The organism is Microbulbifer sp. ABM4_008 (assembly GCF_056311705.1).
The window spans coordinates 2,535,195-2,549,486 of record NZ_CM149970.1 but is presented as its reverse complement, the minus strand read 5'-3'; the positions used below and the strand labels follow the sequence as shown (position 1 = coordinate 2,549,486).

Here is a 14,292-nt window from a genome sequence, read left to right as displayed (position 1 = left end):
AGAAAGGGCGGTTAATTTTTTGTATTTCAGTGACTAATTTTATTTAGGCGGGAGGTTAGCATACTTGTATCTGGGCACGTAGTTTCAAGCAATTACACTGAACTGTTGCCGTATTATTCTACCGATCCAGTAGTCATTGTGTGAAGAAACAGTGGTTTTGATTTTTTATTCGACAAGCTTTTGCTATCGGTTGATAAATAGGTGAATAGCACTTCTTTATCATTGTAGCTTCTGGAGATCTAATAGTTGTGTGATAAAAATGGAGAGCAAAAACCTCCATTTTTATCACAGCTGGTTTTACTTTTTATGAATGAATCAATTGGCGCTATTTGAGTGATAAATCATCGCTTGCCAAATGTTCTGCTTGCCGCCGCCGTAACTATCAATTGTAGGGTTCTTGATATATGACCAAGCGACTTTGCCGTTGCCTATGAAGACAGGCTCGTCAAGCCCGCCCCAACCAAAATTCGTCAGCTTTACAGGGCCTTCCAATACATTTAGGTCTGCATCAATTTCCATAACATAGTAGGCTTTCGGAACAAGCATCCGCATTGCCCCATTTTTAGCGGAACTCCGGTTATAAGAAAGGTTGTCGGAAATACACTGAAATTGCGCATAGCCAAATAGGTAACGCCCATTTTTCAAGTCGATAAGTTGTGGATCACTGATTTGACAGTCGGGCTCTTCTACAAGCCATTTAAAGCCTTCCCCCTCGATACTTCCTTCACCATCCACTTTAGCAATACCAATGCGAGTCAGGGATGAGGATTCCAGAGCATCCCCACTGCGTAGCCCCTGTCTTGAAATGGTTGGATTATCGCTGTTTGACATGTAGGAAAAGAAGCAGTTCGTATCATCGGATGAGCATTGCTGGTCAAAAGGCCCTTCAGTGCTGGTATCAATGCCGTATTCGCTTTGCAGGAAGCGATTCATTTCCTCATCATCAATGTACTTGGGGGAGACGATGAGAGATAAGTTAGTATCTTCATCCACAGGGACTACAGTATGTCCACCTCCGTTAGAGAAAAATGCATTGTCGGAGGGGATCAGGTAATTGTAGTAACCTTCAAATCTACTGGTAGAAGAAATATCCTCCATTTTGATGGCAATAGTATTTAATCCGCGCGATTGATTATATTGACCACCATCGCTAGTGCAAATCGCTCCATATTTTTCGGTACCAGGATTATAAAATGCCCGGATATTCAAGACATGACCGTAGCCGCAAAGCCAATACCAGCCTCTGTTATTACTGCCACTCATATTTAAGGACCAGTTATCGCGATCAATAACAGTCATTCCAGCAGAATAGTGGGAGCCACCATAGCTGCTATCAAAAACCCGAGCAGTTACTGAGAAGGCGTAGCTGGTGCGGCCTTGGCTATCATTCTCGACATAGATAAGCTCTTGGGCTCCGGCGTGGCCACCACCGTGCATCTTGTTTACAACGTAGGCCGCAGGCTTCTCGCTAAGCGCTAAGTTATCCCACTCCATTAGCCAGATCTGATCATTATATTTATAGCCATTCTCGCGAATATACTCGACCATAGCGTTATAGTCGGCATCAGAGAGTTGATCGACAATGTAAGCCATCTCCTCTTGCATTTCGTTACCTTTAATTGTCTTAAAGGTCGGGGAATCGCCGAAGTCGGTCTCGGGGAAATTTTCTTTTAGCCCAGGTAGGAAGTCCTCGAACTTCAGTGTGGGATGGTCCGTAAAATAGCCAATGTATTGACTGTGATTGGTAGATATCATCAGGCCGATATCCCTTTCAATACGTCCGTCAATAGCACTGATATTATTTTCCATCTTCATCCAGTCGCTACCGTATTGCTCAACCAGATCCCCTTGAACATCATAGCGCTCGCTTGCCTGGTATTCAGTGTTACACAAGACCGCAACCCGTGAGCAATCAGCGCTAGCTGCGATACCATGGGCTTCGTAGCATTGTTTTAGAATTGTGGTATTGCCGGTTTGGTCGAAGCTTAGAGTTTCAGGATTATATTGCAGCTCATAAACGGTGCCATAAGTGATTTCATCTTCTCCACTACCTTCGCTAAGGGTCTTGGAAACAAACATCCGAGGTCTATCGGTGTCGGTTGCACAAGCGGTGGTGTAACTTCGCATGGGCACAGACTGTAGATTGTCATCCTGATTACTATCTGTTCTGGCTATATAGTGTGGGAGTCCATGGACTTCTTCAGCATTGGTTTGGGCATTCGGCAATGTGATATCCCGGGAAGTAATCTGGGCAAACCCCAGATCTGCCGTTTCTATATCGCCAACAGTCACAGTGCCAGGTTCGTTGTCTGGAAGGGTCCCCGATCCGCTATCCCCAGAGCCGCTACCACTACCTGAACCGCCACCATCTCCAGAGCCTTGGCCCCCGCCATTGTCGCCAGATGATTGGGCTGGGTCCGAATCTGAAGAAGAGCCTCCACCTCCTCCACATGAAGCCAGTATGACTGTAAATGCCAGTGCTAAAGTTTTCTTGCTGAATAGCTTGCTCATAAGTCTGCCCGTAAATGTGCGATTGGAATCGATTGTTATCTGTGAAATTGTCGACAAAATCTCATTTTTGAGTTATTAGAATTGGGAGTGCCATTCTAGTTCTCTCGATCTACCTTTCTGTGGGTTACTTAATAATTTCTCTAAAGGGGCATTATTTTGATAGGAAATCTTGTGAAAGCCTTCTAGTTGAACATCTTAAGAAGCTCTACATGGGGTCGTTGGAATTATTGTCGAAGGCTTGAAAGGGTAATTTCTGCACCTATTAATCAGTTCAGATCTATAAATTTAATTAATGATTTTAGAAAGCTTGCTGATAAAACTCTGAAGAGAGAAAAAGAGGGGCTCAATATATTACTGGAATAATATTTGTTATACGTGGTGTGGCTGGAGATAAATGTATTAACCGGTTTGAACTTGGTTACGACTAGCGAGGGTAATTACGCTTATGGGGCAATAGCAGATTGTGTTTTTAACTGATTGGATCATTGCATGAACCAATACATCACGCTCGTATTCTACCTAGTCAATAATGATAAATGATATTGTAGTCCTCAATGAGTCATATACATCATATTAATAATTACATTTGATATGCATATGTGTAGGACGCTGTTTGGATGTAATTGCCCCCGATGATATTGTCGGGGGCATGCCAATCACAGCTTCTATTGATACTCCTTTGTTGGTTATATAAGGCGTATAGGTTATTGTCACACCTAAAATTTTAGCCAGCAATTCCCTTCAATCCAGGCAAGCAGGGCTAGAAGTGTCATGGATATTTGCCACCCACTGATTGTCTGAGCTGCAATCACCAGAATCAAAAACGTCCCAAAGATCAAAATCCGTATTCCCGGTAACAGTATTTGAAAGGATCTGATTTCTACTGCTGAACTCCCCGCTGATTACAATTCCACCAGGATTGTCTGAAATACCGAAGCCACCATTATTTAATATAGAGTTCTGGCTGACTATATTGTCGTTTCCTGAGCGGATCTCGACACCTCCATCTCCATTTCCGGTAATATTATTCTGTATTATCAACCCAAAACTACCGGTTGTTGCGATACCAAAAAAAGAATTATTCTCTAAGTGATTGTTGGAGATTGTAGTGAAGTTTCCAGAGTTAAAAATTCCCAGGTCATCAACCATTGCTACTTGATTAAGTGTGACATTTATAAAGTCTCCGCCGATCTCCATTCCTCCATCGCCTACACCTTCGACGTAATTTTGGATTATAGTGGTGCCATCTCCATTGGAGTCAATTCCATCACCTACAGTGGTGCCAGGAAGCCCAATGACCATATTTTCAGAGATAATGTTGTAATTACTGTCAATTTCTATTCCGTCAAGCCTAAAATCGCGAACTTCCATTTCTGATATTGTATGCGACCCATTACCCTGGACGAGAATACCCTCTGGGCAGTTATTGACTTCACCACCTGAAATTCTGGAGGCAATGCCTTCCACCAATATACCTGGATTACTTCCGGCATTAGAGGTGCAAGATACCGTATATCCATTTAAAACTAGGTTTCCTGACGGTCCAACGACAGTAAGTGCTGGTGGGTTTCCATCGGATACATCACATAAAAGATCTTGGTCGAGTGTAACTGACGTAACGATTACTTCACCGCATTCTACTGCGCCTACCGGTGGAGTATACATACTTGCTGAAATGAGAATAGTAATCGGTGTAAAAGCTAATCCGAGAATTTTTTTAGACACAAAACACCTCAAATTAAAAAGGGAAGTAATTTGGTTCCTAGAAGACTAGCCCAAATATATTGTGGCCAAATGCTGAAGTTATAAATTTGGGGGATAATTCAACAATTAGTAAATTTGCTATCACACCGGATAAATCTTAATGTTCATCAGCTTCGATATGAGTGCGCGCTTTACTTCACTTAAATAAACAACTGAATCATGGCCTTATTTGATCTTTCATTTCTGGGCTTACTGTCGGTGCCAAGCCGCATGTAGTCCTACGTACACTTGCGCGCTCTGGGTATTCCAATACAGGATACCTTTGCGAGCTTATCGCTATTGAATAACCTCTTGATAGGTAACGCCTTACTTTAACCGAGTATGTTATTGTACATATAAAGTACAATCTTCCGTCCAGATAACATAAGTTCATGTAAGATTAGCGGGTGTGTATAAAATAGGTAAGACGGCAAATTTAAATCTTCTCATCTCTCAGTGATTTTAATCCGCAAACTACATTCTAGCGATTTCAGGGCGCCAAAGGATAGGAGAGCGGCCTAAAAGCACAGTCAAACATTTCAATTTTTTTAGTTAGAACTCCATGACTTTTGTAGGGGCTATTAGTAGTTTTGAAAAAGGATGGAATTTATCGAGGTGCATTGGAGAGAGGTCATTAAATCTAACCCGCGCTATATACAGCCTTTGTTGGGTTGCGTATAGATTGTTTTGTACTGTTCTACTATCTAACCAAGCCTTCAAGGGAATCTCCCAAACTCTGGGCTAATACTCACCAAGATCAACAAAAACGAGTCAATTGTGTGGTTTTTAATCAGAGCGGCAAGTATAAAAGTCTGATGGTTGATGTCTGGGTGAATTGTATGTTTACTTCTCGTCCATTAGATACGATCCAAAAAAGTAGTCTTAGCTTAGCTCAACTAGCAGGTTGATGTTTTGCCAAATAAAACGAACCCCGATAATACAAAGCAGTAAGGCGAAACACAGCTTTAAGCGCTTAGCAGATATCTTGTGAGCGACATTGGCACCAAGTCTGGCAAAGAGTACGCTGGTAAGCACAATTCCCAGAAAAGCCGGCCAGTAAATATAACCACTGCTCCACTTTGGTAGTAACTGATTGTCCCACCCTTGAACGGCAAAGCTGATTGAACCAGAAATTGCGATTGGCAGGCCAAAGGCAGCTGAGGTTCCGACAGCGCGCTGCATTTTTGTACCAAAGTGCGATAAGTAGGGGACCACCAATGCTCCTCCACCAATACCGAAGATCGCTGCGAGCCAGCCGATTACTCCTCCGGAACAGATCAAGGGTACTGCTCCGGGTAAGTGATCGCCATTTTCTTGCGAGGTTGCCGAAGCCAATCCACCTAAGCCCATGCGCACTGCCATAAATATGGCAAACACGCCAATCAATAGCTGCAGCCAAGCACCAGGTAACATGTCTGCTGTCACGCCGCCCAGCCAAGACCCTAAAAGTATCCCTGGAGTCATAATCCAAAATAGGCTCCAGTCAACGGCACCTTTTGCGTTATGTGCCCAGACCGAACTGATTGAAGTCACGATAATGGTTGCCAAAGAAGTCCCCACCGCCATATGGGTCAGCACCTGCGGGGAGATACCCGTGGCAGAAAAAATCAACACCAAAGCAGGCACGATGATTAAGCCTCCGCCAATCCCCAAGAGGCCTGCCGCTGTACCTGCAATGGCACCTAGTAGAATGTAAACAAATAGCATTTCCATAGTGCATTAGTTTAGTCACTCCTGAAGGTAACCAAATACACCGAATCGGGCCGTTTGATATATTAAATTGTTCCTTAGAATTTTTGTGCTCCAGTTAATTGACTTTCAGAAAAATATTCGAAAGCCCATAAAATTGAGAAGGGTACCTAGCTAGGAATTTCACCCATCAAGTTTGGGCTCTAGACGAGGTTTATAATGGACCGTATAGGGGGGGTAGTTAACGCTTGAGTTAGGTAAGCAAGCTATTTGCTCATATTCCATCCTCACTACTACTAACCGGTGTTACCGCCTCTATAGGTATTGAAGCAGCTGGCTATTTTTGGCCTTTGGTGAAAGCAAACTTGCTTATATATTTGTGCGGTTAGGTCTGAGAAAGTGTAGGAATCAGAGCAGTGAGTATTTTACCAAGATCAAAATATATACTTACCTGACCAGACTAAAAGGTGCTTGAAGCTTCTTTATCTGCGAAATTCCAGATGGGCTTAAGTACAGGGTAAGAGTGACTATTTGCATTAAACAATGATTGCTTTGGATATTGCAAAAAATAGCGTTCATATTTTTTGCACAGTGTGCAAATAGAATCAGCAACTTAATATGTAATATTGTGGTAATAAAAAAGTATGCCAAATGATGATGGAGCCTCCAATTTCGGTGGTCAGAAAACGTGGAAATTCAGCCAGGGAAATTACAGTAAAATACTCAAAAAGCACCCAAATTCTAAAGATGGAATTTGTGAAGCTTTGGCAGTGAGTTGGATTAGTAAGGGGCTTCAATCCGGTCTTCAGGATGCACTATCGACGGGAGGTGATATCGACAAAACGAAGGTGGCAGTAGTTGCCCAGCGTTTTGCCTCTATGTATCGATTTAAGTTTAAAGATGGAAGTGAGGGCGACCCAATGAAGTCTTATCAAATGATACAAGAATCCCAAAAATATTTAGAATCCCAAGGCTTTAAACACATAACTCATTTAGGAACTGCATCAAGGCAAAAAACGGGAAACCCTCCCTTGGATGAACAATTCACCATAGTGTTTGATGGTATTGAGGCTGAACAGTGTTTCACGCAGCAAACGCAAACAATTTATAGTATGTTAAGGTTTTCTGGGGTTAAATGGGCACATGCAACAGCATTTAGGATTGAGCCCACTGCAGATAAAGCTACTTATTATTTTGACCCCAATGCGGGAGAGTACAAATTCCTAAAATTTGCACAGTTTCGAAAGTGGTATGAAAACTACCATAGGAGCTCCAGGTTATATCGGACATCCGAAACAATAGGGTTTCAATTGCTTACTCATAATGATCGCTAACTTGCACAATTGGTCTTTTCAATAAGGCTGACTAGTACAGCAACTAATAACTACCAATAGCTCAAGAATTGATTACACTTCACCTTGATATTCTGCACCTCCGAGTACTTTAGTATCTACTAAATAGATGTGTGTTCTTAGTCATCTTTTAGTTTTCTTTGTGGGCATGGCCCTGATTGTCAAGGTGGATAAAGGTTGGCCGCTAATACTTGGCAATCCCAACTTACGTTGCTACTAGAGTGAAAGTGATGAAAAACATGAACGCTCGGCAATCAGTATTTGAGCATTAAGCTGTAGCTATCGTATAGCTTTTATTGTCATCATCTAACCATTTTGTAGATAGCGACAGTATGAGGTGCTAATTTGACATAGGGTGTGTAGTGGCTCGTACCATCGTACAAGGGATCCGTAAGCGATAAGCAGAAGAAATAGACTTGATTATATTTGTGTCTTGCTATGACCCAATCAAGAATTCATGGGCGTGTAGCTCCTCTAAGTGATATTTGGATGCGGATTCCTGAGCGTATACAGTTGCGTTAGTAAACTCTATTTGTCTTATATTTTGCTTCCTACGCTTTATGCTAGGTTACTCAAATTAAACTTACGGAGTAATTGTTGCCATAAGGGTAGTTGACTAAATTTAGATGGTATGTGATCGACTGAAGTGACAATCCCTTCCTTGTAAGGTGGTATCGTGGCCGACAAATCCAACTTTCTGTCCAGATTATTCACGCCGATAGAAGCGCCAGAGAGCTTTGTCCAGCAGCACTTAAAAGGTTATGGCTGTGTATCTACTCTGCTTATAAATGTTGTCACTAGAAGGAACCAAGATGAAATTACTGATTGTCTAGACAAGCTCTATGACTTAGTTGCATTGACTACCGCGCCTCACCCAAAACGCTTTTACTTAGAAAAGATAGAGGCGCTGAGGAAAGAGCTGACAGGTGCCGTTGGAAGGAAGGTCCTATATAAGAGGTTGGAGGTCGAAAAGATCCCCTTCTACATCCACTTTGATAGCACGTCTGTATGCTTTATAGCAAATCATGATTTTTTTTCCGGTTACACTGGCCTGCTCTTTTCTAAATATGCCAATTGCTTGTTGAAGAAAGATCAGGAGAAGTCAGATGCATATTACTCTTCAATAATGCATATATACAAGGGTAATGGGCAATACTCGAATTTTCACCGAGTTATAGGGCTGGCCCAAGCTATATTTATAGGTTTAAGTCTGAGAATGTTTAATAGGAAGGAGAACAAGCCAAATCCATTTCTCTTGGAGGGAAAGGGTTGTATAAAAGGAGATCTCGATGACATCGTGTTGGTGTCAGCTAAAGTTGAATCTAGCGAGATATCTTTCGAAAATGTTTTGAAATCTTTTATAGATAATTTTGTCAGTACTTTCGAAAGGCAGCGAGCAAATATATTGATTACCCAAGAGTTCATTCACAATATTCCGGATCAGGGTGAAAGACTGGGTGGGGTAGGAAATACGGCGTCTGGTTTCTATTTTTCTCTAAATAAACTCTCTAGGTATCAAATATACCTATTAAAAAGGTACCATATTGCATATTATGCAATGGTGCTCCTCAACCTGTTAAAAGTTGAGAAGCAAGTTACATCAAGTATTAACGAAGACTTTACATTTAGTTATTTGCCTGCTCGAGAGGTCGACTGTATTGCGACCTATTCAATCACAAGAGATGCACTGGTTTTTGTTATTAGTAAAGCTTCTGATGGTTATCATATTGAGGTTGCTGTTAATGAGGCTATTTTCTCTCTTGATAAGGTTGTTCTGTTTCTGAAATCTTTCTCTAGTGAGATTGAACTATCAGATATCTGATAGACGCTTGAAAAATGTATACTAATATTTAGGTGCGTTTAAGTTGGTCACTCATGTCAATTGCTAGCTTGCAGTAGTTGTTAGCCCAAATCGTTTGAATTCGCGATTACTAAACTCATAATAACCGGAAATCCTCTTGCAGATATATTGATAGTTTGGGTTGCTCAAATCTTTAATTTTGTTCTTCTTGCCATTGATTGTCTCTGTTAACTTTATGTTGTCCTGGTGGTAGACAATGGCTTCTTCCATAAAAATTGGCTGTACTTTGAGCTCATTGATAACTCGATAAGCCAGGTCTATGTCATCGTAACCCCAGGTTCCATCGTATTTTTCATCGAAAAAACCAACCTTGATGATATCCTGCCTTTTAAATACCATATTACAGCCATAAAAGTGCCCCCAGGGGTGTTCTGTATTCGGTAATTGCTCTATTTTCCCTAGGCGCCTATCTTTACTGAGTCCATAATTTGATGGGCTATTAAATCTAGGGCATGCGTCAAGGTACTTGCCGTCGCCGTCCATTTCTGCTGGGGCAATATCTTTAGAGTGAATAAATTCCCTTATCCCGGTCATGCAGATACTAGGCCCATAATCATTGATTGTTTTTTGAATCTCTGCCAGATAGTTCGGGGCAGGGATACAGTCACTATCTGTAAATACACACCACTCGTGTTTAGCAATCTTTACCCCTAAGTTTCGCGCCGAGTTAAGTGCGAATGGGTCTGGTAATTGAGGTCTGAATAGTAAAGTTAAAGTAAGGTGGTGCTTAAATTGGTTGTAACATGACAGGATGTTGGGGTCTTTTGAGTTGTTATCAACAATAATAATTTCAAAATTTTCCTTTGGAAAGGTTTGTAAAGTGTAGCCTTGTAATAGGTTATACAGAAGGTCAGAATCGTTGTAGCATGGCATAATAATACTAAATTGATCGGACATGCACCTAAACTTCCTGTTGTCTATAGCTTAAAATCATTTTAAGTGAATCAGGTGAAATATAAGATAAGCGATAAATCAAATCTCCTTAACTTGGTGACTGGATTGATCGGCTATCAAACCTGATCCTTGCATTTTAGAGTACTTAGAAGTTTTAGCACTTTTGATAGTGAATTAGAGGATTATTGGCAGGGTATATCTTTGTGCAGCTCACTTGGACATTTGCAGGTGAAATAGTGGAAAGCTAGAGCAATTGTCTGCCATGTTATTTGACTTCTTGGTAAAGCTACCTCCTTTCAATTCATAAACTGGAACGTCAAATCTAATTATATAGGGCTATATAATTAAGGCTTTTAACTTGCTCTAGTCTTTAGGGGGTAGTAAATGTCGAGAAGTGAATATTCAAGTCAATTTACTGCTCTTGGAAGGAGGAAATACCTGTTAGGGATTAACTTGTTAATTACATCTCAAGCGATAGACAGGAAGTATTGGATGGAATTTTAACTTACCCAATAGTTTGTGTTGAATTACACGGGGGAACCTTTGAATAAATGATTGAGGCACAGCAAATCCCCACTAACGATGGGATAGTGCTTGGTGCAAGGCTATTCTCCCCTATTGAGGCGCCCAAAGCCGGCATCATTATTAATTCTGCTATGGCGGTTAAGCAGAGCTACTATCGGGATTTTGCTTGTTTCTTAGCTCGGAATGGCTATTTGGTTCTTACTTATGATTACCGAGGTATTGGTAAGTCCGCTATCGAGAATCAAAGGGACAAACGGCTGACCTTAAGAGCCTGGGGGCAGAGAGATTTGGCGGCAGTGATTGACTGGTGTAGCAAACGAGCTCAAAGCTTGGAGTGGCATTGCATTTGCCACAGTGTTGGTGGTCAGATTGTAGGGCTTGCGTCAAATAATACCCGATTTGCGAGTGTGTATTGTGTTTCCTCTCAGAGCGGCTATTGGGGGCATTGGGATACAAGGTATCAGCCAAAGCTATTATTCGGATGGTACTGCGCATTTCCTTTGCTATCGAATGTTTTGGGATGGGTGCCTGGAGTACTTTGGGGGGGAGAGAACCTACCTGCAGGAATAGCTCGTGAATGGGCTTACTGGGCTCGACATAAGGATTACGTTGTCGATCAACATGGTCGGCCGATTCGTGAGGGATTCGAGCGCATGCAGTGTGATATGAAGTTCCTGCTTATAGATGACGATAAGGACTTTGCACCAGAGAAGGCTGTCCGTGCATTGCTAGATTTTTACTCTAATGCGAATACAGATATTGAGGTTATTCAAACCAGCTCTATTGGAAATACATCAATAGGCCACTTTGGGTTTTTCCGAAAGGAGTTCAAGGAGAGTCTTTGGCAAAACGTATTAGGTTGGCTGGACTAGTCCCTCCTGGCGTTGATACGCCCTTGTATCACAAGTGATGTATTTTTAACCGACTCGAGTCTGCGGTCATTAACATGGAAAGACATGTACTGTGTAGAGACATACAAGAACCAGAAGGGCCCGTCTGTCTGCCTGATGGCCGCATTTATGTCACTGAAATGGCATCTGGCCGGCACTGTATAAGCCGTATTGATTTGCGGGGGCGATATCAACAGATAGGATATTGTGCCAGACGTCCTAATGGCATGGCAATCGATGGGTATGACAATTTATGGATTGCAGATGGAGGGGGTAAGCAGCTTGTTCGCATGGGGCTAAATGGGGATCTTATTGAAGCTTATGACGGACCAAAAGATCAGCCCTACTTATGGCCCAATGATCTGGCTTTTGGTGAAAACGGCTTACTTTACATAACCGATTCCGGGATTGACCCGGATATTTTTGTTCAGGGGCAGGTGATTCGAGCTGATTGCCGATCTTGTCGCTACTATGGACAGGTATTAGAGATAGATCCTCGCAATGGAGATGTGTTGCGACAGCTTGATTCCGGATTGCGTTTTCCCAACGGTATTGCCATTGATGATCGGGGCCAGCTGTATGTAGGGGAGACTATTAGCGGCAATATCTACCGCTACAATTTCGCTTCGTTAACGCGCCCCAAACGGGAGCTTTTCGGCAATGTGGTTGTTGGGGCGCCAGAAAGATTTGTAGGGCCAGATGGGATGGCTTTCGGTAGTGACGGGCGATTGTATTGTGCAGTGTTTGGTCAAGGTGACGTGACCGTTCTTGATGGTGAGGGAAGGGTGGCCGAACGAATACCCACCTGTGGTAAACGACCCACCAATATAGCCTTTTGCGAAGACTCGAGAGGTGGGGCGGTAGTAACGATTCTGGATGCAGGGTGCTTAGAGTGGGTAGGAATACCGTGCCGTGGTAGGCAGCTATACCGCCCAAAGATATAGACTGAGTGGATTGTCTACCTAATGATATTGTTTAGGGTCAAATAAAAGCAGCTTCAACGTCAGTTTTTAGATTTCTGTTGTATATAGTTGCGCCATCCATGAAATTGAGAAATATCTTCTTGTTGCTGAGTCAAATAGTTTTCTCCTAATATCCCTAAAACTTGCCCGCCATTTTCTAAGACTACTTTACCCAAGGTTAGTCCCGCCGCTTCTAAATTAAGCACTTCAATTAAACTGGCCTTGGGTAAGGACCAAATTTCAATGTTGAACCATGTTCCACCAGTACGCACTCTCTGCATCGAAGGATATTCGCCTTTGATTGCCCACATCCGGTAAATGGCTTCTGTTTTAGCCTCCCTGACAAATGTTGCATTGTTTTGTACTAAGTTTTTATCTAACGCCAGGCCACGCATCAATGGTCCATTTACTGCGACTTCTGTATGTGTACTCATTTCGATTATCTAAATCAAATATTTTATATTAGTGCTACTGACCGGTTTTATTAATACTCATACCCATACTCTCCGCATAAGCTCGCCAGCCATGCCACTTGGATATATCTTTCTGGTTTTGGACAATATAGTTTTCACCCAGTATGCCTAATACCTGTGTTCCATCCGCTAAAGCAACTTTACCTAAAACTAGCCCTTTGGCCTCCTCCTCTAATAGATTGACCAAGTTGGCTTGCGGAATCGACCAGATCTCCAGTGTAATCCATGTGCCGCCGTTGAGAACTCTTTCCATTGCGGGGTATTTGTCTCCAATTGACCACATGCGATAGATCGACGCCGTTTTAGCCTCTCGTACAAAAGTGGCATGGTTTTTAAGCATATGTTTTTCGAGGGCGAATCCACGCATTAGCGTGCCATTAACTGCGACGTCAATAGATTCAGCATTCGCTAGTGACACCAATACCATTAAACTAGCAGCAATATATCTGAGTATCCTGAGCATTTATTTATCTCGAGTTGACGCCTTATGAATTTAGCTTAGATATGGAGGCAAGAAGACACTAAATTATGCTTGTGCCTCCCTTATTATTTTAGAATGGTACCAGAGATATATTTTGTCGCTTATCAATAAAAACCAGTGGAAACATATTATGAACCTGACAGATTTGTTGTTACCTACGTATATACAACTATTGGAGGCACTTTCTAGTTGGTTGGATAAGGCAAAAACAGAATTTCCAGAAGATGAGTCTGAAGCCCTCCTTAAAGCGAGGCTTGCACCAGATATGTTTCCCTTATCATCCCAAGTTCGGTTTAGTTGCTTACAGGCGCAAGAGGCAATATTTCGATTGGGGCGGCGTGCGCTTCCAGATTTTCTGGAGCAGTTGGCTCGTGAAGGGCAGGGAGCTGGTGAAAACCCCGGATCTATTTCCGAAGCTCAAGAGCGAATTCAAGAGGCACTGGCATTTTTAAGAAGCGTTACGCCAGAAGCAGTGATGATAGCAGTGGATGAGCCTGTGACGATTAAGCTCCCGAATGGGATGACTTTCGATATGACTAATGAGCAATATGCCAGGGACTGGGCGCTACCTCAATTTTATTTCCATATCAACACGGCCTATGCAATCTTGAGAGCTCAAGGTATTCCCTTAGGAAAAGCCGACTATGTACAGCACGCTTTTGCTTATCTCAGGCCAGAGATGATTTCAGATTGTTAATGGCTAGCAACGCTTAGTTTTTCAAGTTTATAGCTGAAGGAGAGGGGGATTTTACTTCCCTTAATCTGACTTTTGTGTATTAACTCCATAAGTGTTAATTTTGAGAGAAAAAGAGATTACTAGCTAAAAAGTCAAACTTCTTTGTTGGTACGTTCTTCTATAGAATCCGCTCCCTTTCCGATTCTTCATACGTACGATAACAGGAAGTTTATTT

The 14,292-nt window shown here is 42.2% G+C and carries 11 protein-coding genes; 5 read left to right on the top strand and 6 right to left on the bottom strand.

Annotated features, from left to right (window positions below):
* Positions 1 to 315 precede the first annotated feature (315 nt).
* The 3 genes from ACYX4J_RS10985 to ACYX4J_RS10975 form a co-directional block, all read right to left on the bottom strand.
* Positions 316 to 2,511: a hypothetical protein gene (locus ACYX4J_RS10985; protein WP_476178615.1), complete on the bottom strand. Its 2,196-nt coding sequence runs from the start codon at positions 2,509 to 2,511 to the stop codon at positions 316 to 318.
* 741 nt (positions 2,512 to 3,252) lie between these two features.
* Positions 3,253 to 4,236, bottom strand: coding sequence for a right-handed parallel beta-helix repeat-containing protein (locus ACYX4J_RS10980; protein ID WP_476178614.1), 984 nt, complete (start codon positions 4,234 to 4,236; stop codon positions 3,253 to 3,255).
* A 900-nt stretch (positions 4,237 to 5,136) separates the two neighbouring features.
* Positions 5,137 to 5,967 (bottom strand): sulfite exporter TauE/SafE family protein, encoded by an 831-nt coding sequence (locus ACYX4J_RS10975; RefSeq protein ID WP_476178613.1) that lies wholly within the window; start codon positions 5,965 to 5,967, stop codon positions 5,137 to 5,139.
* 620 nt (positions 5,968 to 6,587) lie between these two features.
* Here ACYX4J_RS10975 and ACYX4J_RS10970 point away from each other — a divergent pair.
* On the top strand, positions 6,588 to 7,277 hold the full coding sequence (locus tag ACYX4J_RS10970) for a YopT-type cysteine protease domain-containing protein (protein WP_444941644.1): 690 nt from the start codon (positions 6,588 to 6,590) through the stop codon (positions 7,275 to 7,277).
* Positions 7,278 to 7,971: 694 nt separating this feature from the next.
* A complete protein-coding gene (locus ACYX4J_RS10965; protein WP_476178612.1) occupies positions 7,972 to 9,117 on the top strand; it encodes a hypothetical protein in 1,146 nt (381 codons plus the stop codon).
* 63 nt (positions 9,118 to 9,180) lie between these two features.
* On the opposite strand, the gene ACYX4J_RS10960 is transcribed toward ACYX4J_RS10965, so the two are convergent.
* Complete coding sequence (locus ACYX4J_RS10960; protein WP_476178611.1) at positions 9,181 to 10,053, bottom strand: glycosyltransferase family 2 protein; 873 nt, start codon at positions 10,051 to 10,053, stop codon at positions 9,181 to 9,183.
* A gap of 548 nt (positions 10,054 to 10,601) precedes the next feature.
* On the opposite strand from ACYX4J_RS10960, the gene ACYX4J_RS10955 reads away from it, so the two are divergent.
* Both ACYX4J_RS10955 and ACYX4J_RS10950 read left to right on the top strand, forming a co-directional pair.
* Positions 10,602 to 11,447 (top strand): alpha/beta hydrolase family protein, encoded by an 846-nt coding sequence (locus tag ACYX4J_RS10955; protein WP_476178610.1) that lies wholly within the window; start codon positions 10,602 to 10,604, stop codon positions 11,445 to 11,447.
* Between the two features lie 74 nt (positions 11,448 to 11,521).
* Positions 11,522 to 12,409, top strand: coding sequence for an SMP-30/gluconolactonase/LRE family protein (locus tag ACYX4J_RS10950; RefSeq protein ID WP_476178609.1), 888 nt, complete (start codon positions 11,522 to 11,524; stop codon positions 12,407 to 12,409).
* A gap of 59 nt (positions 12,410 to 12,468) precedes the next feature.
* On the opposite strand, the gene ACYX4J_RS10945 is transcribed toward ACYX4J_RS10950, so the two are convergent.
* A complete protein-coding gene (locus tag ACYX4J_RS10945) occupies positions 12,469 to 12,861 on the bottom strand; it encodes an allophanate hydrolase-related protein (protein ID WP_476178608.1) in 393 nt (130 codons plus the stop codon).
* A gap of 34 nt (positions 12,862 to 12,895) precedes the next feature.
* On the bottom strand, positions 12,896 to 13,363 hold the full coding sequence (locus tag ACYX4J_RS10940; protein WP_476178607.1) for an allophanate hydrolase-related protein: 468 nt from the start codon (positions 13,361 to 13,363) through the stop codon (positions 12,896 to 12,898).
* A gap of 148 nt (positions 13,364 to 13,511) precedes the next feature.
* Here ACYX4J_RS10940 and ACYX4J_RS10935 point away from each other — a divergent pair, with 148 nt between their 5' ends.
* Positions 13,512 to 14,078 carry a DUF1993 domain-containing protein gene (locus tag ACYX4J_RS10935; protein ID WP_445358280.1) on the top strand — a complete coding sequence of 189 codons (567 nt, stop codon included), beginning with the start codon at positions 13,512 to 13,514 and terminating at the stop codon, positions 14,076 to 14,078.
* Positions 14,079 to 14,292 lie beyond the last annotated feature (214 nt).

Bases quoted from the DNA above. Each gene is read 5' to 3' on its own strand.
- ACYX4J_RS10950 (WP_476178609.1), top strand. From the start codon at position 11,522: ATGGAAAGACATGTACTGTGTAGAGACATACAAGAACCAGAAGGGCCC.
- ACYX4J_RS10975 (WP_476178613.1), bottom strand. From the start codon at position 5,967: ATGGAAATGCTATTTGTTTACATTCTACTAGGTGCCATTGCAGGTACA.
- ACYX4J_RS10940 (WP_476178607.1), bottom strand. From the start codon at position 13,363: ATGCTCAGGATACTCAGATATATTGCTGCTAGTTTAATGGTATTGGTG.
- ACYX4J_RS10945 (WP_476178608.1), bottom strand. From the start codon at position 12,861: ATGAGTACACATACAGAAGTCGCAGTAAATGGACCATTGATGCGTGGC.
- ACYX4J_RS10985 (WP_476178615.1), bottom strand. From the start codon at position 2,511: ATGAGCAAGCTATTCAGCAAGAAAACTTTAGCACTGGCATTTACAGTC.
- ACYX4J_RS10935 (WP_445358280.1), top strand. From the start codon at position 13,512: ATGAACCTGACAGATTTGTTGTTACCTACGTATATACAACTATTGGAG.
- ACYX4J_RS10955 (WP_476178610.1), top strand. From the start codon at position 10,602: ATGATTGAGGCACAGCAAATCCCCACTAACGATGGGATAGTGCTTGGT.
- ACYX4J_RS10970 (WP_444941644.1), top strand. From the start codon at position 6,588: ATGCCAAATGATGATGGAGCCTCCAATTTCGGTGGTCAGAAAACGTGG.
- ACYX4J_RS10960 (WP_476178611.1), bottom strand. From the start codon at position 10,053: ATGTCCGATCAATTTAGTATTATTATGCCATGCTACAACGATTCTGAC.